Origin of the sequence: Microvirga alba (genome assembly GCF_015694465.1) — a bacterium.
Classification (GTDB): Bacteria; Pseudomonadota; Alphaproteobacteria; order Rhizobiales; family Beijerinckiaceae; genus Microvirga; species Microvirga alba.
The window spans coordinates 166,290-188,575 of the sequence record NZ_JADQDO010000001.1; the positions used below are offsets into that span (position 1 = coordinate 166,290).

18 protein-coding genes are annotated in these 22,286 nt (G+C 61.4%); 5 read left to right on the plus strand and 13 right to left on the minus strand.

The window, feature by feature from the left end:
• Positions 1 to 144: 144 nt before the first annotated feature.
• A complete protein-coding gene (locus I2H38_RS00835; protein WP_210324632.1) occupies positions 145 to 1,839 on the plus strand; it encodes a Na/Pi cotransporter family protein in 1,695 nt (564 codons plus the stop codon).
• A 127-nt stretch (positions 1,840 to 1,966) separates the two neighbouring features.
• Here I2H38_RS00835 and I2H38_RS00840 read toward each other — a convergent pair whose 3' ends face one another.
• From I2H38_RS00840 to I2H38_RS00860, 5 genes are all read right to left on the minus strand, one after another.
• A complete protein-coding gene (locus I2H38_RS00840; RefSeq protein WP_196269906.1) occupies positions 1,967 to 3,355 on the minus strand; it encodes an acetoin dehydrogenase dihydrolipoyllysine-residue acetyltransferase subunit in 1,389 nt (462 codons plus the stop codon).
• Between the two features lies 1 nt (position 3,356).
• Positions 3,357 to 4,355, minus strand: a complete 999-nt coding sequence (locus tag I2H38_RS00845; protein WP_196269907.1) for an alpha-ketoacid dehydrogenase subunit beta — start codon at positions 4,353 to 4,355, stop codon at positions 3,357 to 3,359.
• A 7-nt stretch (positions 4,356 to 4,362) separates the two neighbouring features.
• Complete coding sequence (locus tag I2H38_RS00850) at positions 4,363 to 5,391, minus strand: thiamine pyrophosphate-dependent dehydrogenase E1 component subunit alpha (protein WP_196269908.1); 1,029 nt, start codon at positions 5,389 to 5,391, stop codon at positions 4,363 to 4,365.
• A 53-nt stretch (positions 5,392 to 5,444) separates the two neighbouring features.
• Positions 5,445 to 6,773 carry an NAD(P)H-dependent oxidoreductase gene (locus I2H38_RS00855; protein WP_196269909.1) on the minus strand — a complete coding sequence of 443 codons (1,329 nt, stop codon included), beginning with the start codon at positions 6,771 to 6,773 and terminating at the stop codon, positions 5,445 to 5,447.
• A gap of 604 nt (positions 6,774 to 7,377) precedes the next feature.
• Positions 7,378 to 8,271 (minus strand): sugar-binding transcriptional regulator, encoded by an 894-nt coding sequence (locus I2H38_RS00860; RefSeq protein WP_229426483.1) that lies wholly within the window; start codon positions 8,269 to 8,271, stop codon positions 7,378 to 7,380.
• A gap of 393 nt (positions 8,272 to 8,664) precedes the next feature.
• On the opposite strand from I2H38_RS00860, the gene I2H38_RS00865 reads away from it, so the two are divergent.
• The 4 genes from I2H38_RS00865 to I2H38_RS00880 are packed head-to-tail and all read left to right on the plus strand — an operon-like array spanning position 8,665 to position 13,743.
• Positions 8,665 to 9,690 (plus strand): ABC transporter substrate-binding protein, encoded by a 1,026-nt coding sequence (locus tag I2H38_RS00865; RefSeq protein ID WP_196269911.1) that lies wholly within the window; start codon positions 8,665 to 8,667, stop codon positions 9,688 to 9,690.
• A gap of 5 nt (positions 9,691 to 9,695) precedes the next feature.
• A complete protein-coding gene (locus tag I2H38_RS00870) occupies positions 9,696 to 11,360 on the plus strand; it encodes an ABC transporter permease (RefSeq protein ID WP_196269912.1) in 1,665 nt (554 codons plus the stop codon).
• Between the two features lie 11 nt (positions 11,361 to 11,371).
• Positions 11,372 to 12,478, plus strand: coding sequence for an ABC transporter ATP-binding protein (locus I2H38_RS00875; protein WP_196269913.1), 1,107 nt, complete (start codon positions 11,372 to 11,374; stop codon positions 12,476 to 12,478).
• Between the two features lie 32 nt (positions 12,479 to 12,510).
• Complete coding sequence (locus tag I2H38_RS00880) at positions 12,511 to 13,743, plus strand: phosphopentomutase (protein ID WP_196269914.1); 1,233 nt, start codon at positions 12,511 to 12,513, stop codon at positions 13,741 to 13,743.
• 163 nt (positions 13,744 to 13,906) lie between these two features.
• On the opposite strand, the gene I2H38_RS00885 is transcribed toward I2H38_RS00880, so the two are convergent.
• The 8 genes from I2H38_RS00885 to I2H38_RS00920 all read right to left on the minus strand — a co-directional run bounded on the left by I2H38_RS00885 (position 13,907) and on the right by I2H38_RS00920 (position 22,286).
• The gene (locus I2H38_RS00885) at positions 13,907 to 14,596 is read right to left on the minus strand and encodes a phosphoribosyltransferase (protein ID WP_196269915.1); all 690 of its coding nucleotides are present in this window, start codon (positions 14,594 to 14,596) and stop codon (positions 13,907 to 13,909) included.
• A gap of 32 nt (positions 14,597 to 14,628) precedes the next feature.
• The gene (locus I2H38_RS00890) at positions 14,629 to 15,813 is read right to left on the minus strand and encodes a M20 aminoacylase family protein (protein ID WP_196269916.1); all 1,185 of its coding nucleotides are present in this window, start codon (positions 15,811 to 15,813) and stop codon (positions 14,629 to 14,631) included.
• Positions 15,810 to 17,597, minus strand: a complete 1,788-nt coding sequence (locus I2H38_RS00895) for an adenine deaminase (protein ID WP_229426484.1) — start codon at positions 17,595 to 17,597, stop codon at positions 15,810 to 15,812. Before I2H38_RS00895 ends, I2H38_RS00890 begins: the two co-directional genes overlap by 4 nt.
• Positions 17,594 to 18,520, minus strand: a complete 927-nt coding sequence (locus I2H38_RS00900) for a nucleoside hydrolase (RefSeq protein ID WP_196269917.1) — start codon at positions 18,518 to 18,520, stop codon at positions 17,594 to 17,596. Before I2H38_RS00900 ends, I2H38_RS00895 begins: the two co-directional genes overlap by 4 nt.
• A 7-nt stretch (positions 18,521 to 18,527) precedes the next feature.
• A complete protein-coding gene (locus I2H38_RS00905; RefSeq protein WP_196269918.1) occupies positions 18,528 to 19,556 on the minus strand; it encodes an ABC transporter ATP-binding protein in 1,029 nt (342 codons plus the stop codon).
• Positions 19,549 to 20,328, minus strand: coding sequence for an ABC transporter permease (locus I2H38_RS00910; protein ID WP_196269919.1), 780 nt, complete (start codon positions 20,326 to 20,328; stop codon positions 19,549 to 19,551). The genes I2H38_RS00905 and I2H38_RS00910 overlap by 8 nt, the downstream gene beginning before the upstream one ends.
• On the minus strand, positions 20,325 to 21,152 hold the full coding sequence (locus tag I2H38_RS00915) for an ABC transporter permease (RefSeq protein WP_196269920.1): 828 nt from the start codon (positions 21,150 to 21,152) through the stop codon (positions 20,325 to 20,327). Before I2H38_RS00915 ends, I2H38_RS00910 begins: the two co-directional genes overlap by 4 nt.
• A 111-nt stretch (positions 21,153 to 21,263) precedes the next feature.
• Positions 21,264 to 22,286: an ABC transporter substrate-binding protein gene (locus I2H38_RS00920; protein WP_196269921.1), complete on the minus strand. Its 1,023-nt coding sequence runs from the start codon at positions 22,284 to 22,286 to the stop codon at positions 21,264 to 21,266.

Sequence of the window (22,286 nt, forward strand, 5' to 3'; positions counted from 1 at the left end):
GCGGGTTTAACGCGCCGGACGGGCATGCCCTTTTTGGGCGTGTGAATGAAATCTTGTTGTCATTTACCTAAAAGGACTTGCATTCGGAGTGCCAGCTGCACTTTAACAGTCAACTTAGTCGGCAAATCAAATCAGACACACGCAATGGACGCAACCCGGACGCTCATCCAAATGATTGGCAGTGTCGCCCTTCTCTTATGGGGGGTGCGCATGGTGCGCACGGGCGTGACCCAGGCGCTTGGAGCCGAATTGCGGAGGCTGGTTGCCTTATCGTCGCGAAACCGCATCGCGGCTTTCTTTAGCGGCCTGATCGCAACGACGCTGTTGCAGTCGAGCACTGCCATGGCGCTCGTCATCGGTTCTTTTGCTGGGCAAGGCATCATTGGGCTGTCGGCTGCGCTGGCCGTGATGTTGGGCGCCGACGTTGGTTCCACGCTCGCGGCACAACTCCTGGCCTTCGACATCAAATGGCTCTGGGCGGTTCTCGTCGCGGGCGGATACGTTCTTTACAGCAGCCGCGAAAGCGCGGCGGGCGCCGCACGTGCGATCATCGGCCTTGGTTTTCTTCTCTTGGCTCTGCAGGAACTAAGCGTGGCCGCCGTTACGCTGCGCGAGGCACCCACCTTGCGCGTCGTCCTCGGGGCTGTAGGCGCAGAGCCACTCATTGCGCTCGGCATCGCGGCGCTTCTGACCTGGGCGGCCCATTCCAGTCTTGCCATCGTTCTTTTCGTGATGTCGCTAGCGGGAAGCGGTGTTATTCCAGTGTCGGTGGCGCTCACCCTTGTGCTCGGGGCCAATATCGGCGGCGCCTTTGCTCCCTGGGTAGCGCTTGCTGGTTCGCCGCCTGCTGCACGTCGTGTGCCTCTGGGCAACCTCCTCATGCGCGGGGTTGTCGGTCTCGCCGTCGTGCCTTTCGTCGACTATGCTGCCGAATGGACGTCCTCCTTCGTTGAGGACGCGGCGCGAAGCGTGGTCCTTTTCCACACGGCCTTCAATCTCGGCGTTGCACTTCTTGGCCTTCCTTTCGTCGGCGTTCTTGCCAATCTTCTGCAGCGGTGGGGCGACGAGCCCGCGGGCGCGGGCGACGAAGGCAAACCGCGCCATTTGGAGAGGAGCGTGCTCGACACGCCGTCCGAGGCACTTGCATGCGCATTGCGCGAGTCGTTGCGCATGGGAGACCTGGTCGCCACCATGCTGCACGATGTGATCGCCGCCATCGAAGGCAACGATCAGATACCGCTGAAGGATATCGAGAAGGCGGACGACACCGTCGACCGTTTACACGAAGCCATCAAGCTCTACCTCGTCGAGGCTTCGAAGGCGCCGATGACGGAAGAGGAAAGTCGTCGCCTCTTGGAGATCCTGACCTTCACGACCAATCTGGAACATATCGGCGACATCATCGATAAGAACCTCCTGGGGCTTGCCGCCAAGAAGGTGAGACGACAACTCTCGTTCTCCGCCGAAGGGTTGGAAGACATCCGTGCCTTCCACGCGCGTGTCATCGAGACGATGCGTCTTGCCGCCAATGTGTTCGCCACGCGCGATGTCGGCTTGGCCCGCAGGCTCTTTGCCGACAAAAGCGCCATGCGCGCGGCGGAGCGCAACGCGACCGAGAGCCACTTCGTGCGCCTGAAGGATGGCAGGCCTGAGTCGATCGAGACCAGCTCCATCCATATCGACATCATCCGAGACCTCAAGCGCATCCACGGCCACCTTACGGCCACGGCTTACCCGCTGCTAGAAGCCCAGGGCGATCTTGCGGAGTCGCGGCTCAGGAATCAGAGCACCAAGGATCGTCGGGACGATCTTTCGTTGTCCGTGAGCGGGCGTACCTGAACGAATCCCGCATCGAAAACACAAGCCAGAAAGCGTAATGCCCCGCCTGGCGCGGGGCATTATCGTTCGATTCGTCGGGTCAGGCGAAGAAAAATCGCCGACCAGTATGCGCGGCCGGCGGCATGACTTATCCGAGGCCTGCGAGTTCGGCCGCAAGCCGCCCCACTGCACGCTTCTGCTCGAGCTGCGGCATGTGACCTGTCGCTGGGAACATGTGGACGGCAACCGCGCCAGGCAGGCCCGTTGCGTGACGGGCCGGGATGACCCGGTCCTCCGTGCCAAATACGACCTTTACCGGCCAGTCGAAGTGCTCAAACAGGTGGCGGATACTGAAGGCCTGGGTGCCATCCGGGAAGAGATGGGCCGCGAGCCGCTCCTGTGATCGCGTCAGATCGCCGGTGCGTGCCCGGAGGGTTGCGCTCACGAAGGATGCGCCAAGGCTGCGTTCATCGAAGGCGAGCTCACGAACCCACGGAGCCAAGCTAGCCTCGCTCGTGGCACGCAGGATACCGGAGATGAAGGCGCCATTCATATCGGGCCCGAGCCCTGCCGGTGACAGCAGCATCAAAGAACGGATGTCCAGTTGGGACTGGGCTGCAACCGTTGCTGCAACAGCAGCGCCGAGGGAATGACCGATGAGATGAAGGGTATCGACGCCTTCGCTGAGGAGGGTGTCCAGGACCGATGAGGCGAGATCGTCGAGCGAGTTCTCGTCGGAAAGGGGAGAGCGTCCGTGCCCGGGCAGATCGATCCCGAGGATCGGTCGATCAGCGGGCATGGAGGGAAGGGCGGGACGCCAGCTGTTCAAGTCGGAACCGAAACCATGGATCAGCACGAGCGGTGTGCCTGTTCCCTGGCGCAGCCACACACGGTGTAGAGGTCCGGATTCGCGCGGAGCGGAAGCCGCATTTTGCCTCGCGGGAACCCGGCAGGAGCGACGTGTCGCGGGAGCAGCAGGGCGCTCTTGTGTGAATGCGCTGGAGTTCGTGGCATCGATATGCTCCAGCACATCGCTGTACTGGATGCGTCCACGAGGTCCCGATCCGCGCAGCCCGCTCAGCTCGATCCTATGCTCACGGGCGAGGCGGCGAGCCAGCGGAGTGGCGCGGGTGGCATTCGACCCAATGGCGGCAGGCACCCATGCGCTCGACGGTGCGGCGGGCGCCAAAGCCGGTGATATCTCAGCGGGGAGCGCGGCCTCGGCGGGCGCGCCAGTGGCGGTCGGAATGTCGACGGGCAGTTCGGGCGCGGCATGCACCGGGCCCTTATACGCCTCGTGTTCGCCGTAAATCATGGCAACCACGCTGCCGACCGGCACTTCGAGCCCTTCCTCGCCCGTCATGTCGCGGATGATGCCGGAGACCGGAGCCTCGATCTCCATCGCAGCCTTGTCGGTCTCGATCTCGAAGATCACCTGGCCCTTTTCGACCTTGGCGTTTTCCTTGACAAACCAGCGCGAGACTTTGCCTGCCGCCATATCCATGTCGACGCGCGGCAGGATCACTTCAGTCGGCATTTCAGGCCTCCTTGCAAACGAGCTTGCGCGCAGCAGCGACGATATCGGGAACCTGAGGTACCGCGGCCTTTTCGAGTTCTGGATTATACGGAAGAGGAGACTCAGCGCCGCCCAGGCGCATCACGGGCGCGTCGAGGTAGTCGAAAGCCTCGCTCTCGACGATGGCGGCGCTGATCTCCGCGCCGATTCCCAAGGTTTTCACGCCCTCGTAGACGCAGAGAAGCCGCGAGGTCTTCTTCACGCTTTCGATAATGGCCGGGGTATCCATTGGACGCAGCGAGCGCAGATCGATCACCTCGACGTCGATGCCTTCTTCCGCGAGCTGAGCCGCAGCATCGAGCGATTTGTGCACCATGATAGAGGTGGCGACGATCGTGAGATCGCGACCGTGACGGCGCGTTTCCGACTTGCCGATCGGCACGGTGTAGTGGCCCTCGGGCACCGGGCCTTTCATCTTGTAGAGCAGCTTGTGCTCGAAGATCATGACAGGATCTGGATCCGCCACGGCAGCAAGCAGCATCCCCTTGGCATCATGGGGCGTCGAAGGCTGAAGCACCTTCAGCCCGGGCACATGAGCGAGCCAGGCCTCGAGGCTCTGGCTGTGCTGGGCCGCAGCCCCGGTGCCGGAGCCTGCTGGGAAGCGCATGACGAGAGGCACCGAGACATTGCCGCCGAGCATGTAGCGCATCTTGGCGGCCTGGTTCACGATCTGCTCCATGGCGAGCGTCGCGAAGTCCGAGAACTGGAATTCGAAGATCGGGCGCATGCCGGTGACGGCCGCACCAATTGCCACACCCGCGCCGCCGAGTTCGGAAATGGGAGTGTCCATGACCCGGTCCTCGCCGAAGCGATGGACCAGATCGCCGGTCACCTGGAAGGCGCCGCCATAAATGCCGATGTCCTCGCCCATGAGGAAGACGCGCTCATCGGCCTCCATGGCGATGGCCATCGCCTCTTGGATCGCTTGGGCATAGCTGAGTTCGCGAACATTCGCATCCATGGCAGACTCAATTCGTGTAGACATAGCGGGTGACGTCGGAGGGCGAGGGCAAAGGGCTGGCTTTCGCGAATTCGAGACCCTCGGCGATTTCAACCTCGACCTCGGCGCGAATTTTTTCGATCTCATCCGGCGTGATCAGGCCCAGCTCCGTCAGTTCCTTCTCAAAGATCCCGATGGGATCGCGCGCCTGCCAGGCCTCGATTTCCTCCTTCGTCCGATAGCGATTGCGATCCGAGCGCGAGTGACCGCGAATGCGGTAAGTCTTGCTCTCGATCAGCGTCGGGCCTTCGCCGCGACGAGCGCGGTCACAGGCTTCGAAGGAGGCAGCTGCAACGGCACCGAAATTGTTGCCGTCGACGATGACACCCGGCATCGCGTAGGCGCTGGCGCGATCGGCAATGTTCGGTACAGCCGTCGAACGCTTCGTCGAGGTGGACATGCCGTAGCCATTGTTCTCGCAAACGAAGATCACCGGCAGTTTCCAGATAGAGGCCATGTTGAGAGCCTCGTGAAACGCGCCTTCGTTGTTGGCGCCATCGCCGAAGAACGACACGACGACGGAATCCTTGCCCTGCTTCTTAACGGACAGAGCCGCGCCGACGGCAATCGGAATGCCTCCGCCGACGATGCCATTCGCGCCGAGATTGCCCTTACCGACATCGGCAATGTGCATGGAGCCGCCGCGTCCACGGCAATAGCCGTCCTCCTTGCCGAAGAACTCGGCAAGCATCTTCTTCACCTCGGCGCCCTTGCCGATGCAATGGCCGTGGCCGCGGTGGGTGGAGGTGATGTAGTCGGCGTCGGTCAAGGGCGCGCAAATGCCGACGGCGCTGGCTTCCTGACCGATGGAAAGATGCATCGTGCCATGGATCAAGCCGCGCATGTAGGATTCTTCCGCGCTCTCCTCGAAACGACGGATGAGGTGCATCTTGCGGAGCGCTTCGCGCAATGCGTCCGTGGACAGACGCCGGTAAACATCTGGCAGGTTGGCGGCACGTGCCGGGGCAGCCGCCTTATCGGTCGTAGGTTGAGTCATGGCCGTTCTCGTGGCGGTTGGGGGCGCAGCGCTTCAGGGGCGCCCATTCAATCTCAGACAGCTGATGCGAAGCGCGCATCCGCTTCGTCGAGGCGGCGGCGAATTTGTGTGACGACAAAGGAGTCGTCCGGCTGGCAGTTCTCGTAGGTGAGCCGCTCGCCCGCCTTGATCGGCTTCAGAACCTTGGCGCGCTCGGAGAGACCCAGCGGAAGCGCGCGCGTGCTGCGCGCATCGCTCCAGGTCATGGCGAAACCACGGTAATCCGTCTCGCCGATCCTGCCTAGGATCTCGCCCGGCCGAAGGTCCCGCTTGGCAAGGGAGACGCATTCCGCGACAGGATAATCGAGGGGCTGCAGGTCGGGCTTGCCGAAAGCGACGGCCCGGGCGGCTGAGAGCGGCGTCTCCAGGCTGGTCAGATGATAGGGACGGACGATCGAGAAGCACGGGCCGGGGCCCACCTTCAGGTCGATCATGCGCTCCAGAACGCGTGGGTGCTTCGGCTTCACGATGCAGAATACGCCCGGCGCGACGCCCTTGCCGATGGAGTAGTCGACGACGCCCGAACGGCTGAGTATGCCGCCATCCTCCTTGGTGCACAGCACCTGCGCCAGTTCCTCGCGCGTTGCCTTGGGGCCGTGCATGCCGGGGACATCCGGCACAAGGCCGGTGGCATTGGCAACGGCGACCATCTCGACCATGGTCTTGGTCCCGTCCACGAACTCTACCAACATGCGGGCATTCATGTTGCGGGCGCGGGCTTCCTCTTCATAATCCGCAGGCATAGCGTCGAACTTGAGAGGGTTGTTCTTGCCCTTGCCGGCCGCCACGATCTCGAAGCCCAGACTCTGGGCGAAGCTGACGAGCTCCAGCGTGCAGGCAGGTTCGTCGCCGGCAGCGCCCGTATAGACTACACCGGCCTTGCGAGCCTCTTCCTTCAGGAAACGCCCGACAGTGATGTCGGCTTCCACGTTCAGCATTACGACGTGCTTGCCGTTCTTCATCGCTTCGAGGGCGAAAAGCGTACCGACATTCGGGTTGCCCGTGGCGTCGATCACCACGTCGATCCGTCCGGCAGCGCAGAGCGCGTTCATGTCGTCGGTGATCGCGATCTTGGAGGCTTCGATAGCGCGGTCGATGTCGGCGGCTCGCGATGCGTTCACCACGTCCTCGGCTGCATGGCCAGCCAAGAGAGCTGCGTCACGGGCGGCCTGCGGACGAACCTCGGAAATCGCACCAATGCGCACGCCGGGCATGAGCGCGACCTCGACGACGATGTCGGTCCCCATCTGCCCTGCGCCAGCCAAGCCGACTGTGATCGGCCCGGATTTTTCCACCCGCGCTGCGAGCTCAGCTGCCAAGCCTAGCTGTGCCACCCGTGACATCGAATATACCTCTGTTCCGCTTAAATGATTGCTGTCACGCTAGAGAACTTTTGTGTGTCGGTCAAGCAATGTGTTCACATATGCAATGCGAGCATTGGCTTTGATGGGTTGTCGAGTGCCTCCAAGCGATCCAGGTTCTGACTGTGCCATATGCCCGATCCCAGTGCGCTTCGAGGTGGCCTCAGTGGCGCAAACGGTAAGAGGCTGCCGCAGAATCTTTCTAGAACACTTGCGCAGTGCTGGCGTGAATTGTGCATGGAGCCAGGTCACGAAGTCACGCTCTCGCGGATTTTGGCGCCCTTCCGGCCCTCCAGTTCGCCTCGCGATGGTGAATGCTGGCCCGAAGGGGGCGTCGGCGTGAGTTGCCTGCACGGGGGTGCGGTCGTCGATATTGCCGATTGTGGTCATGCCAGCCACGCGGGTGCCCTGGATGCCGAGGAAGATTCACTTGCCGGCACGCTTTGGGCGCCCAGGTCACGTGATTTAAAGGAGGAGGTGGTCCTGAAGAACGGCAGGAGACACCGGCTTCAAGGCTGAGGTGGTGTGCGCTCCGACGAGAGGGCAACACAACGCCGATAGGGGGGCGGTCGAGGTCTCCGGGAGGTTAGGGCGAGGGTACGCCGACCGCTTTGAGGATCGAGGAAGCCGTGACTTCATCGGTGATAAAGGCTGTCGGCTTCACCATCCGAATAGCGCCAATGATCGCGTCGACCTTGCTCGGGCCGCCCGATGTGAGAATCCTGTTCGGGGCCGAGGCGAGACTTTCTATCGGGATCGCCATGACGCGCTCGTTGGTGGGGTGCTCCACGAGACGGCCGTCGAGGCCATAAAAATAATAGAGCAAGTCGCCGACTGCACCTTCCTTGATCAAGGACAGCCTGTCTTGTTCAGAGAAATAGCCAAACCGATACGCGGTCGCATCCGGCGTCATGCCTCCGACGCTGAGCAAGATGGTGTCGAGGGAGCTGCCTACTTCGAAAATCTCGGATAGTCCGCAACGCTCGACGAGCGCGCGCTTGGTCTCAATGCTATCGACCAGCGCCGGAGCGGGAAGCAGGAAACACTCCGCCTGAAGGAGTCGGGAGAACTGCCATGCGAATTCGGTTGGGTTGTACTGCTTAGCTCTCACAATGCCGCCCAGTAGCGACACGATCGAGATGTCGGGGATCTGACGATCGCTAATGAAATCGAGCGCCTGCAGCAGGGTCTTGCCCCACCCGACCCCGATCTTCATGCCCGGTTTAAGCAACTCGGAGATGAACTGGCCAGTCGCGGCAGCAATCGGCCTGGTCGGGTCGGCATCCCGGGAGGAGAGGGGGGCGACCACAGCCTCCCGAATGCCGAACGCTCGCTCAAGCGCCATTTCGAGTGCCGTCAACTCGGACACGGTCCTGCTGAGGGAAATGCGGACTTCGTGCAGGTTTCTCGCATCCGATAGAAGCCGGACGACTGTGACGCGGCCAATTCCCAGGGCATCCGCGATGGCGCTCTGGGTCATCTCTTCGACGTGATACATCCAAGCAGCGCGAAGTCTAAGGCGATCCGAGCGGCGCCCGGCCGGAATGGGGGCATTTTCGGCTTCGACTGACGCGGCTGCAGCGTTCTTCTTTCGCGTCTTGTTTTGGCTCATAGCGGATTTGTAGCCTAGGCGGCCCCGTCATTCAACACGGGCTCTTATCAGAACATAACACGCTTCAAATATACAATTGCTCCGCGAAAATCCTGCCCTGCTCGCGAAGGGGCTCGGGGATGCGAGTGCAGCTGATCAAGTGAAAATCGCCGAATTTTGCCGACCGGCCGTGCTGTCACAAAGATTGTGACCGAAGCTTGACAAGCGGCATTGGCTGAACAAAGATCAAAATTAAAATACAAACGTACATGGAGGTACGCTATGATAAGGGTAACGCGTCGACAATTTGCTGGCGGGCTGATGGGGGCATCGCTGCTGCCTTCGTCCGGCGTGCTCGCGCAGTCCAAAAAGCTCACTTTGTATATGGGGCCGCCCGAGCCGACATGCGCAGCGCTCACCGGCGCCTTCGAAAAGCAGACGGGCATCTCGCCGACGCTATTGCGCCTTTCGGCCGGTGAGGCGGTCAACCGCATCCGCGCTGAAAAAAGCAGACCGCAGGCGAGCGTTCTATATGGTATCGGCCTGCCGTCGATGATGACGCTGAAGGCAGACGGCCTTCTGCAGCCCTACAAGCCGAAGGGCATCGAAGACATCCCTGCCAAGTACGTGGATCCCGAAGGGTATTGGACAGGCATCGACGTCGACTTCATCGGCTTTGCCTCGAACAAGAAATTCCTGGAGGAGAAGGGTCTCAAGGCTCCGACGAGCTGGGAAGACCTCACGCGGCCGGAATTCGCTGGCCAGATCTGTCTCGGGAGCCCGGCGACCTCTGGTACCGGCTACACTTTCCTCACAACCGTTCTGCAGGTCATGGGCGAGGAGAAGGGCTGGGATTATCTGAAGCGGTTCAATGCCAACGTATCGCAATATACCCGCTCAGGCATCGGTCCAACGCAGCTCGTCGGGCGCGGCGAGGTCGGCGTCGGCATTCTCTTCGCTCACGATATCCTCGGCAGCATCGACAAGGGCTTCCCGCTGGAGATGACGCTGCCAAAGGAGGGAACCGGCTACGACCTGTTCTGTGCAGTCATGCTGAAGGATGCGCCCGAGCCTGAGGCCGCGCGCAGCTTCCTCGATTGGGCCGTGACGCCGCAATCCCAGGAGATCCTGGCTGCCTCGGAGTACTTCGACGTTCCGACGAACAAGAACGCGAAGATCCATGAACTCGTGAAGCCTTTCCAGGGCGCGAAACTCGTCGACTTTGACTTCGCTTGGGCTGGAAGCTCAGCGACCCGCCAGGCAATCATCGCGCGGTTCCAAAACGAGATCCTGGCTGGAAGGAAATAAGCGTAATGACTTCGATCGCGCTCACGAGCGTGACGGAAAAGGGCCGCGGCAGGGATTGGACGCTCTATGTCGTCTATCCCGCCGCAGCTCTGTTCGTCTTGATCTTTACGGCCTATCCGATGATCGACTTGCTCTCGCGGGCATTCGTCGTCGATGGGCACCTGTCATTGGCCACGATTGGAGCAATTGTCGCCGATCCCTTTAACCGCACAGTTTTCTGGAACACATTGCTGTTGGGCGCGACCGTAGCGGTGCTCGGCACGATTCTGGCAACGCTGTATGCGTATGCCATCGCACGGGTGGCGATTCCGGGTAAAAGGGTCTGGCACTTCTTCGCGCTCCTGCCCACGATCTCGCCGCCAATCCTCATGGCTCTTGGGCTGATCCTGCTTTACGGCAGAAGAGGGCTGATCACGAACGAGCTGTTCGGTATCCAGAGTTCCGGTCTCTATGGTTTCAAGGGACTGGTTATCGCTCAGCTCATATCCTATTTCCCGTTCGCCTATCTCCTCATGCTCAACCTCTTCCGCGGCCTCGACGCTTCGCTTGAGGAAGCCGCGGCCACGATGGGAGCGAACGGCTGGCGGGTCCTAAGGACGGTAAGCCTGCCACTTCTTGTGCCCGGTCTCGCGGGCGCAGCACTCCTGATGTTCAGCTATTCGTTCGCGGATCTAGGCAATCCGCTGCTGCTGGGCGGGGATTTTCCCGTCATGTCCTCGCAGATCTACCAGATGATCATCGGCATGTACGACATCCCTCAGGGCGCGGCCCTCGCGGTACTGCTCCTGATCCCGGCGGTGCTGATGTTCTTCGCGCACAAGATGCTGACGTCGCGGATGTCGTTCGCCTCCGTGGGCGTGAAAGGTTCGAGCCGCCATCGGGAAGTGCGCCATCTCGGCGTTCAGGCGGCGGCATTGCTGTTCGTCGGATCCATCACGTTCATAATCTGTTTGCAGTATGGAACGATCATCGCTGGCGCCGTAACCCAATTGTTCGGCGTCAACTACGCGCTGACACCGAAACACTTTATCGCTGCACTGACCAAGTCGCGCGGGGCGCTTCTCGATACCCTCACACTAGGCGTCATTGCATCGTTTATCTCAGTGGTGTTGGGATTGCTGATTGCCTGGATCGTTGCGAGGACCAAAGCGCCTGGGCGCTCGATCATGGACTTCATCGCCAATCTGCCGCTTGCGATCCCGGGAACCGTCATTGGGCTTGCATTCGGTCTGGCATTCAATGGGCCGCCCCTGATACTGACTGGCACCGCTGCCATCATCATTGCGGCTTTTGCGGTACGCTCCCTGCCGTACGGCATTCGCTCGGGCGTCGCAGCGCTCAATCAGATCAATCGGACGCTTGACGAGGCCTCCACCACGATGGGTGCGACGTCGGGTGAGACCTTGTGGCGGGTTCTGCTGCCACTTGTGCGGCCGGCTCTACTCGCCGGAATGGTGTTCTCTTTCACCCGCAGCGTGACGACTTTGAGCGCAGTCATCTTCGTCGTCTCGCCGCATTGGTCTCTCGTCACGCCGACCATCCTGTCCCAGATGGACAGAGGCGATGTCGGTGAGGCTGCGGCCCTCAGCGTGATCGTCGTGCTTATGGTTCTGCTCATCATCCACGGCGTGCCACGACTCCTCGGTCGCGACTGGCGCGAAGCCCACTAGGAAGTGCTTTAATGAAGATGGAAACCGCACGGGCGAAGGCCCTTTCAATCAAGGGTCTCAACAAATCGTATCGCATCGGACGCGGCCGTCGCCTTCCGGTCGTTACAGACTTCAACCTGTCTCTTGCGCCTGGCGAGTTCGTTACTCTGCTTGGGCCGTCCGGATGTGGCAAGACTACGGTTCTGCGCACCCTTGCAGGGCTCGAGGAATTCGAGGAGGGGGAAATCCTGCTCGACTCCCGCTCCATCGCACGACTTCCGCCTCATCACCGGCGCATCGGACTGGTGTTCCAGAACTACGCGCTCTTCCCCCATATGAGCGTCTTCGACAACGTCGCTTATTCCCTGCGTATCCGCCGCGTCGCCGAAGCTCAGATCGGAACTGAGGTCAAAACAGCACTGACGGCTGTTGGGCTTGAGGATTACGGTCCGCGTCTCCCGGGTCAGCTATCTGGCGGCCAGCAGCAGCGCGTCGCTGTTGCGCGCGCGCTGGTGATGAATCCCGATCTTCTTTTGTTCGACGAGCCCTTGTCCAACCTCGACGCGAAGCTTCGGGTCCAGGTCAGATCCGAACTCCGACGTCTGCAACAGCGCCTGGGGACGACGGCGTTGTTCGTGACACACGATCAGGACGAGGCGATGAGTCTCTCGGATCGGATCGCTGTCATGCGAGCCGGCAGGATTGAGCAGATCGGACCACCGGAGGAGATTTATGCACGGCCGGCAACGCTATTCGTCGCGCAATTCGTCGGCAAGGTGAATGCTCTCCCAGCCCAGGTAACAGGCTACGAAGGCGGCGCTGCGAGTGTGGATGTTCTTGGCCAGATGCTGCGCGTGCAGGCACCGGCGGCCCTGAGAGATTCCGATGTACTAGCTCTCATCCGCCCCGAGGCTGTTGTCCTGCAGCAGCCAGGCAGCGGCCTCGCCGGAAGGGTGGAAGAGGTGGAGTATCTCGGCGACCAGACCGAGTACCGCGTCCGTATCGGCTCCGCGCTGGTGACTGCGGTCCGATCCACTCTCGGCAAGTCCTGGAGGATCAAGGAAGGTGACCATCTTGGAGTCGCGTTCGATGAGGACGCCGTCCACCTGCTGCCGCGTGAAGGCAATCTCCCGACCTGAATTGTTCTGCCAAGCACAAGGCGAGACCAAGTATGCAAACTGAGAAGCCGCAATTTGATCGTGTGATCATTCTTGTCCTCGATGCCCTGGGTCTGGGTGCCATGCCGGATGTCCATCTGGTAAGGCCGAACGATGTGGGATCGAACACTCTGAAGCACGTTGTGAGGGCGGCGGGCGGTTTGTCCCTGCCGAACCTGGAGCGTCTTGGCCTTGGAACGGTCGCTCCCGATTCCGGCCTGCGGGTCGAACCCAACCCGATCTCAGTCCATAGCGTCTTTTCGCTGGGCTACAAAGGTGCCGACACTTATCTCGGTCATCAGGTCATCATGGGATCTCGGGTTCCAGACGTGCCGGAGGAGTTGTTTGAAGTTGTCCGAGATGATGTGGCGGCGGCTCTGCGCCGCCACGGACATCACGTCGAGCCGGCTGGAGATGGACTCGCGGCCCTGTTCGTCGACGGCCGTATGATCTGCGGCGACAATCTGGAAAGCGACCCGCTTCAGACTTACCATTGTGTCGGTTCGATCGATGATCAGCCTTATGAGGAGATCGTCGCCGTTGGCGAAATCCTGAGGTCCGTGGCCAGGGTCCGGCGTGTCGTCGCGATGGGCGGATACGGCTTTAACGCGGCGGATATCCGCCGCTGCACCGAACGGAGGCCGACTGGGCAATGCGGCGTCAATAATGTCGCCCTCGGTCTCTATACGAGCAACTATGTCGTCCGGCACCTGACGAGCGGTACCAAACCCGATGTACAGATTCCCACGATCCTGAAGAAAGCAGGCTTCGAGGTCGAGTTGATCGGCAAGGTTGCCGATGTGATCACCTGCCAAGGGGCGCACAAGGAACCGCACGTTTTGACCCAGCCGGTTCTGGACGCGACCTATGCGTCACTGGCTCGAGTGAAGCGCGGCCTCATCGCGATCAATATCCAGGAGACGGATCTTGCAGGCCACGACGAGAGTGCGGAAAGGTATGCCGCATGCCTGCGCATGTCTGATGAGGGGATTGGCAGGATGATGGATATGCTCGGCCCGCGCGATCTCCTAATCGTCACGGGGGATCACGGGAATGATCCGACAATCGGCCACGACAAGCATACCAGAGAATTCACGCCGCTTCTGGTTTGGAACCCGCATATCAAACCACGTGGCATCTTCATGCGAGAGAGTCTTGCCGATATCGCCGCGACGATTGCTGACATTTTTGATGTCGAGGCGCCGGAGATCGGAACGAGCTTCTTGGATGAGATACAGTTGTCCTAATGTCATCTGATTGCGTGAAAGCGATGGCTCATGTTGCTGACGGCCTTGGGCATGCCCGGCCGTCAGCATCGTCAGGCGAGATCGAGGCCTAACGCCTCTTTCAGTTCATGATCAGGTTGCAAATCTCTGCCGCAGTCTTGCAGATATCAGATTGGGCTGCGCTCTAGACTTCGGGGGTCCAACCGCCTGAGGCTCCGCGTGTAAGAAGAGGTGTCTTGAACACGCCGACTACGCGCTCAGGCCATTCCGCGTTCACGTCCGCGAGCCGCTTTTTCCACCTGTCCGTTTGCAGCATGGCCGCGCCGATGGCGACCGGGGAGATGCCGCATTGTGCGAGCAGCTCCAGGGCGGCGACAATGGATGTGCCGCTGCTGATCACGTCATCGACGAGGAGGACGCGCCTGTTCTCGAGCACGGGCAACATGCGCGGATCCACATAGAGGCGCTTTACGTGGCCGGGACTTGTGATGGATGTCAGCGGGACGGAGAGGTCTTCGCGGTACCAGAATTTTCGCGATGTGCCGAGCGGAACGTAACGGGAGTGGCCGAGCTCCTTCGCGGCTCCGCGCGCGAGCGTAAGACCCAATGTCGGCAATCCCACGACGACGTCAGGCTCGTACTCGGCGACTTTTTTCGCCAAGCTCGCGCAGAGCGCTTCTTCAACCGCGAAGCTAGCCTGATTGATGATCAGTGAGGCCAGGGCATGTTTGCCGTCCGACAATTCTCTGATCGGCAGGCGCAATTGACGCCCGTCATCGAATTCCGCCGGAAAAAAAATGCGATATCCCGCTTCGGGTTGGCGCTCGAACGTCGCGGGCTCGTGTATTTCCTGCCAAAAATCGTGGGGCCGCATCGCTGGCTTCCTTCATTCCTGAATTGCTGGAATCAGGTCGGCGTGTCCATCGCCAAGGCCAGCTCCTGTTCCACGAGCGTGGCCCAAAAGGCAACGCCTGTCGGAATGGCATCGTCGTTGAAATCATACGCGGTGTTGTGGTGAAGCGCCCCATCCACGGCGGGTCCGTTTCCGAGCCAGACATAAGCACCCGGCGCGGCCTCGCCGAAAAAGGCAAAATCATCGCCAGCGGTCGATGGGGGAAAGTCGGTGACGACGTTCGTTCCGCAGACAGTCCGGGCGGCTTTGAGGGCCCGCGCGGTCGCATCCGGATCATTGACGACCGGCGGAATGCGCCGGATGAATTCATATGTCACGTCGATATCGAACATCGCGGCGACGCCGTGCGCCAACCGGCCGATTTCGGTTTCCAGTTGGTCCCTGACCTTGCTCGAATAGGCGCGCGCGGTTCCTCCGATCTCGACGATGTCGGGAATCACGTTGAGCGCCTTCGGATCGCCCGCGTGGACGGAGCAGGCGCTCACGACGGCGGGCTGCAATGGATCGACGACACGCCCGACAATCGTCTGAAGAGACGCGAGGAAATGCGCACTTGCGGTAATCGGGTCCTTGCCGAGATGCGGCTTCGCGCCATGCGTGCCGACGCCCTTGAAGGTGACGAGCCAGCTATCCGAAGAGGCAAGTTGAGGCCCGACCACGACCGCCATCTGGTTCGTGTCCAGGCCTGGCATGTTATGGAGGCCATAGACAGCATCGCAAGGAAAGAGCTCGAAGAGCCCATCCTCGACCATTTTCTTCGCGCCGCCACGCCCTTCCTCGGCGGGCTGGAAGATGAAATGGACCTTGCCTGAAAAATTGCGTGTCCGCGCCAGATAGCGCGCCGCGCCCAGAAGCAGGGCGGTGTGCCCGTCATGGCCGCACGCATGCATCTTGCCAGAGGTCTTTGACTTGTAGGGACGCTCCGCCAATTCAGGCATGGCAAGCGCATCCATATCCGCGCGCAGGCCGATGGTGCGGGTTCCGTTCCCGACCTGCAGTGTGCCGACGATTCCCGTCTTGCCAAGGCCGCGATGAATCTGAAGGCCAGCCTCAGTCAGTATCGACGCGACGATTTCGCTCGTACGCTCTTCCTCGAAGCCGAGTTCGGGATGAGCGTGAAGATCCCGGCGCAGATCGCGCAGGAAAGTCACATCGTCGAGGATCTCGCGCGGAATCAATCCATGATCTCCAGAACAGGGGTTTCAAGAACGGCATTCGTCGCAACATCCGCGATGCCGCGATCCGTCTGATGTGGACCGGCATTGCAGGCCAGCGTCGCACCAAAACACGCCTTGAACACGAGATAGGGCGGTTGCCAGGGCGCGATGCGATCGACAGCTGTGCGGATGGCGCGAAAGCCGTCGGCAACCTCAGTCATCTCCGCCTCGGACACCAAGCCGCAAAGCGGCAGCTCCAGAAGCGCGTCCAATTTTCCATTCGACGCCACCGCCATGCCGCCGCCCGCCTCAACGACGGCATTGGCCGCGATGCTCATATCGCGTGGATTGCCGCCGAAGACCGTGAGGTTGTGGCTGTCATGCGAGACGGTCGTGCAGAAGGCTCCGTTCCACTTGCCCCAACCGGTCAAGAGGCCCACGCGCGGACGGCTATCGGCCTTGCCATGGCGGTGGATGACGCTGATCAGCGTCGCGCCCTCCGGCAGAACGACGAAGCCATCGTGGATATCGGCGACGGTTTCGCCCCATTGCGTGAAGCGGGGCCGATCGATTGTCGCGAGACGCGCCCTCTTGCCCTTCGCGGGGATCATGAAATCCACTTCAGTCAGTGGCTGAAGTTTCATCGTATCGCGCAAGGTCGCGGCCGCGAGAGGGGGCAGGGGGACTGTCATCTCGCCATTGGTGGCGATTGTCCGGCCGCTGGCGAAGACGTGCCGAGCCTTGAAAGTGGTCAGATCATCGAAGAGCACGATGTCCGCCCGTCGTCCTGCTGCGACGAGGCCGAGATCAACGCGCCCGAGCCGGTTCGCGGCGTTCAGGGTCGCGGCGCGCAAGGCCCATTCGGGACGCATGCCATAGCGGACGAGCCGCCGCACCACGTCGTCCAGGCCGCCGCTCATGTCGAGATCGTCGGGAAAGACGTCGTCCGTGCACAGCGTCACGGTCTGCGGCAAGTGGCCGAGCTTGTTCAGCGCCGCGACGAATTCAGGCAGAAGATGATCGTGCGAACCGCGCAGTTCGATCGTGAGACCCGCCCGGAGCTTTGCCATCAGATCGTCGGCGGAGATCAGCTCATGATCCGAGCTCACGCCTGCCGTCATGAACGCATTCAGATCCGCGCCGCCTAATCCACGCGCATGGCCGCAGACGAGCTTGCTGGAAGCAAGGCCCGCTTGGACGATGCCGGTCATGCGCGGATCGCGGTCGATCACACCGCGCATGTTCATGACCTCGGCAAGTCCGCCGATCTCGGGCCACGACAGAATTTCTTCCAATTCCTCCGGCCCGAAATCAGCGCCCGCCAATTCAAGACCGGGTGCGGAAGGAACGCAGGAGGGCGCGAGCGTCACGACGCGCAGAGGCAAATCGCGAGAAGCCTCGATGGCCCATCTGACGCCGGAAAGGCCGCTCACATTGCCTAATTCGTGCGGATCCCAGACAATGGTGGTCACACCGCGCGGCAACACGGTTTTGGCATAGGTTGCCGGTGTCACCATCGAGCTTTCGATATGCATGTGCGTATCGATGAGCCCCGGCGCGATATAGGTGCCTGTCGCGTCGATGATCTCGTCGGCTGCCGTCAGCGCGTCCGGTTCGTGCACGCTGGCAATCAGCGGGCCGACAAGGCCGACATCGGCCAAGCGCAACTCGCCCGTCACCATGTCGACCAGAGTTCCACCCTTGAGCAGCACATCGAAAGGCGCGTCGCCGCGCGCGGCCCCGACAGCCCTGTCGCGTAGTGCGCGCTCGTTCAAATCCGCGGGTTCCTGCATGCGCGTGCTCATCGCGTAGCCTCCACGCGCAGCGCATTCAGTGTCAGGGTTCTTGCGCGCTCCACGTCGATTGTGTCGGCGACTTGCGCATTGAACGCGGCGCTCGGGCGGCTATCGACGACGGTTCTGCCGCGCGTCAGAAGCCCGCCGAGCTCGACCTCGATTTGCGCGGGCCGGAAGCGCACCACATCCGACGTGGTGAAGGCGAGCGCCGCGATGGGATCGTAGATCGCCATTGCCGGGCGGTTCCGCTTGATGGCGATGTCGATAAATCCGGCGAGCATGTCGGCCAAAGCGACGGCGTGCCTGCCGCTCTCGGCGCGGATCGGCAGAACAGCTGAGGGCTCGACGAGCACTTGGCGGCAGATGTCGAGATCGACCATCCGGAGAGGAATGCCGCTTGCGAGCACGATGGCGAGCGCCTCGGGGTCGGCATAGGCATTGAACTCGGCCGAAGGCGTATGATTGCCGCTGGTGACGCCGCCGCCCATCCAGGTCAATTCGCCGATCTTCCTGGCAAGGTCGGGTCGCGCCAATGCGAGAGCTGCGATGTTGGTCAACGGGCCGAGCGCGAGAATGCGGCGAGGCTCATTGTCCGGGCCTGATTCCAGCCAGTCGCTCAGCGCCAGAAACGCGTCGCTATGCGGCAGCAGCGTCGCGGACGGAAGGGTTTTGCCCGCGGTCGGAATTCCGCTTTCGCCGAGAATGCGCTGCGCCGTTTCGAGCTTGCCCAAGGTCGATAGGGCGCGGCCGTTGTGGACCGGAAAGGCCCAACCGAACGCGGCGACCGCGCGGGCGGCGTTGTCCTTGACCCTGTCTAGAGGCGCGTTGCCGAAGACGAGCGAGACGCCGTCGATCTCGAGGTCCGACTGACTGACGATGGCAACCGCCAGCATGTCGTCGAACCCCATATCGGTGTCGATCCAGACTCCCATCGCACCCTCACGCAAACCGCGCCAGGGGCGCGGCGTCTTCGACGGGGAGGTTGAAATTCAGCGATGTGCCGAGCTCATGCCCAGGGAAACCCGCATCGACCTCGGCTTTGATCGGGCCGAGCGGCGTATCCAAAAGATATTCCCGCGTGCGGCCTGCAAACGACGTGCCGAGCACCGTGCCCTGATAGGGGCCCTGGTCGAGTTTGACGGTGTTGGGACGCCACGCGAGGCCCGCAATCCCCGCCGGAGCGGAGCCCGACAGGTTGATCAGGCCATGCGGCGTTTTCAGCTGTCCGGCCTCAAGGGCGAAGACATTCTCAAAGCCGACGAAGTCGGCCACGAAGGCGGAGGCGGGCTTGTTGTAGATGTCCTCCGGCGTGCCGATCTGCTCGATGAGACCGTCGCGCATCACGACGATGCGGTCGGCGAGCGCAAGCGCTTCGACCTGATCGTGCGTCACGAAAATCATCGTGATGCCGCTCTCCTTCTGCACACGCTGCAACTCCGTGCGCATTTCGAGGCGCAGGCGAGCGTCGAGGTTGGAAAGCGGCTCGTCGAGCAGCAACACTTTCGGTTCCATCACCATGGAACGCGCCAGAGCCACACGCTGCTGCTGGCCACCGGACAGTTCGGCAGGCTTGCGGGCCGCGAATTTGCTGAGGCCGACGGACTTCAATCCGTTCTCGACCCGCTTTTCGAGTTCGTGCTTCGCCACTTTCTTCAGCCGCAGGCCGAAGGCCACGTTCTCGAAGACGGAGAGGTGCGGAAACAGGGCATAGGACTGAAAGACGAGGCCCACCGCGCGCTTGTTGGCGGGGACGCGAGTAATGTCCGCGCCATCGAGCCGGATGACGCCCGATTTCGGCGTCAGAAGCCCCGCGATCGAACGCATGGTCGTGGTCTTGCCGCAGCCCGAGGGGCCGAGCAATGCGACAAGCTCGCCGCGCTTGATGCCCAGGTCGAGATTCCTGACGGCGATATTGTCGTCGTAGGCCAGGGTCAGCTGCTCGAGGGACAGGAAGGAGGTGTCAGACATAGCGAGAGAATCCCAGAAAGCGTTCGGCCAGGAACACGATGCCGATGGACATGAAGGCCAGGAGCGCCGAGAGCGCGGCGACCGACGGATCGTAAGTGGTTTCGAGATAGGCGAGCATGTCGATCGGCAAGGTTCGCACCCCCGGGCCCGAAAGGAAGAGAGACACCGGAACCTGATTGAAGCTCGTCACGAAGCCCAGAATGAAAGCGGCGAGAATGCCCCCGCGAATGCTGGGCAGAACGACGCGGAGGAATGCGCCGAGCCGCGAGCAGCCGAGAAGGACAGCGGCCTCCTCGATGTCGCTACGCAAATTGACCATGCTGGCTGAGACGACGCGCACCGCATAGGGCAGCACGAGGGCGGTATGAGCCATAAACAGCGCAAGCCCGATATTGAACCCGAGCGGAATGACCAGATAGCGCAGAAGTGCGAGACCGACGATGATGCCTGGAACGATGATCGGCGCGGAGACGATGGTCCGCACCGTCTCGCCGAAGGGCACCTTGTAGCGGGCCAGCGCGTAAGACACCGGAATGCCGATGACAAGCGCGGCCAGCGTTCCGAGGATCGCGAGCATCATCGACATGACGAAGCTCGCGCGGAAGCTTTCGATCTCAAAGACCTTCAGGACCCATTTGAAGGAGAGGCCCTGCGGCGGAAAGGCCAGCGTGTCGCCCGCCGACAGCGATGCCGCGACGATGATGAGGAAGGGACCGATCAGGAAAAGCATGACGATCGTCAGAATGATCGTCGACAGAAGGCGGGACGTCATCGTTTGGCCCTCGCGGTTGCGAGTCGCTTCAGCAACAGATTCGCGGAGAAGCTCATGACGATGAGGATCATCGCGATCACGCTCGCGGAGGCGAAGTCGTTCGCAACCGTGACGCGTTGGTAGAGCAGCGTTTCCAGCATGAGGACTTTCGATCCGCCGAGAATGGCGGGGGTGATATAGGCCGTCAGCGAGCCGGTGAAGACGAGCGTTCCGCCGATCACGAGGCCTTCCTTGGTGAGGGGAAGAATGACCTTCCAGAACACCTGAAGCCAGTTCGCGCCCAGCACGCGCGCAGCAGGAATCGCATCGCGAGGCATATTTTCAAGCGCGCTGATGAGGGCGATGATCATAAGCGGTAGAAACAGCTGCAGCAGGCCGATGAACACGGCCGTTTCGGAGAAGAGAATCCGGATTGGCCCATCGGTCAGACCCAAGCCGGTCAGCGCCTGATTGACGAACCCCGTGCGGCCGAGGATCACGATCCACGCATAGGTACGTGCCACGGGCGAAATCATGAGCGGCAGAACGACCAGCCCGACCATCCGGCCGCGCCCCTTGGGCGGCAGATTTACGATACACAAAGCCGTCGCGTAGCCGATGATCGCTGCGACCACCGTCACCATCGCACCGAGCTTGAGGGTGCGGATGAACACGGTGAGATTGAGCGGTGTCGTGAAGAACGCCACGTAGGAGGCCAGCGACCAGCCCTCGGCGTTGCGCATCCCTTCGGACAGAAGGATCACGACCGGCGCGATGAAAACGACCGCCGCGAACAAGGCGGCGGGAAGAGCAAGAGCCAAGGCTTCGGCTCGGTTCTGAAACATGAGGGATCAGCCCGTATATGCGTCCGGCGCGGCGATCGTCACGAGGAGACGATGGTCCCAAAACCGGGACCATCGCCATTCAACGCGAGACCGTCACGGCGATCTTGTTTGCTACTGCCCGACCTTGGCATTCCACTGTGAAAGCCAGTTGTCGCGGTTGTCGAGGATGGCATCCGCAGGCTGCAGGTCCAGCGTCTTCACGATGTCATCGCCATAGGTCAGATTGTCGGCGATGGCCGGGGGAAGCTTCACTTCCTTGTTGGACGGGCTGTCGACGAGGCGTTCGGCGAGTTTGGTCTGTATCTCCGTGGACAGCCAGTAATCCATGAATTCCAGCGCCAGATCCTTATTCTTCGCGCCCTTCACCAGCATCATGACGTTCATGCCGCCGGTCTGGCCTTCCTTCGGCGAGGCCCACTTGATCGGGAAGTTCATCTTGGCAAAACCGTCCCAGGCAAAGCGGCCGATCGGCGCCGCCCAGATCTCTTCCTGCTGCATCAACTGCACCAGCTGCGATGAGCGGACGTAGAAGGTAACGAAATCGTCCTTGTGCTCAGCGACTTTTGCGATTGGCGCTTTCAGGTCCGGCGTGTTCTGCCCCATGGCCTTGCCGACCATGTAGAGAGTCGGCGGTCCCTGGTTGGTGGTCACATTCGGGAACGCAACGCGACCGGCGAGCTCCTTCGAGAACAGGTCGTTCCAGGAATTGATCGTGACCTTGTCCGCGCGATAGACGATCGACGTGGCGTAGAAGGTGTAGCCGACGCTCAAGTGGCCGCCGATGGGGTCCTTGGCGATGTCGTAGAGCTTGTCGTAGTTCGACAGTTTGGTGACATCGATGGGCGCGATCAGTCCAGCGCGGGACGCAGCCAAGGCGTCGGCGGTCGATACGACCGCCATATCGATGACTGGGTTGCCTTTGTTGGCCTCGAGCTTCGCGAGACGCTCGACGCTATTGCCCGTTTCGACCACGACCTTGCAGCCGCATTTCGCCTCGAACGGATCGTACAGGATCGTCTTGAACGCATCCTGCGCGAACCCGTAAACGGAAATGACGAGCTTACGCTCTTGGGCCTGCGCCCCTTGCGTGAAAAGCATCAAGGCTGCGCCGGATGCCAAAAGTGCCTTCCTCAT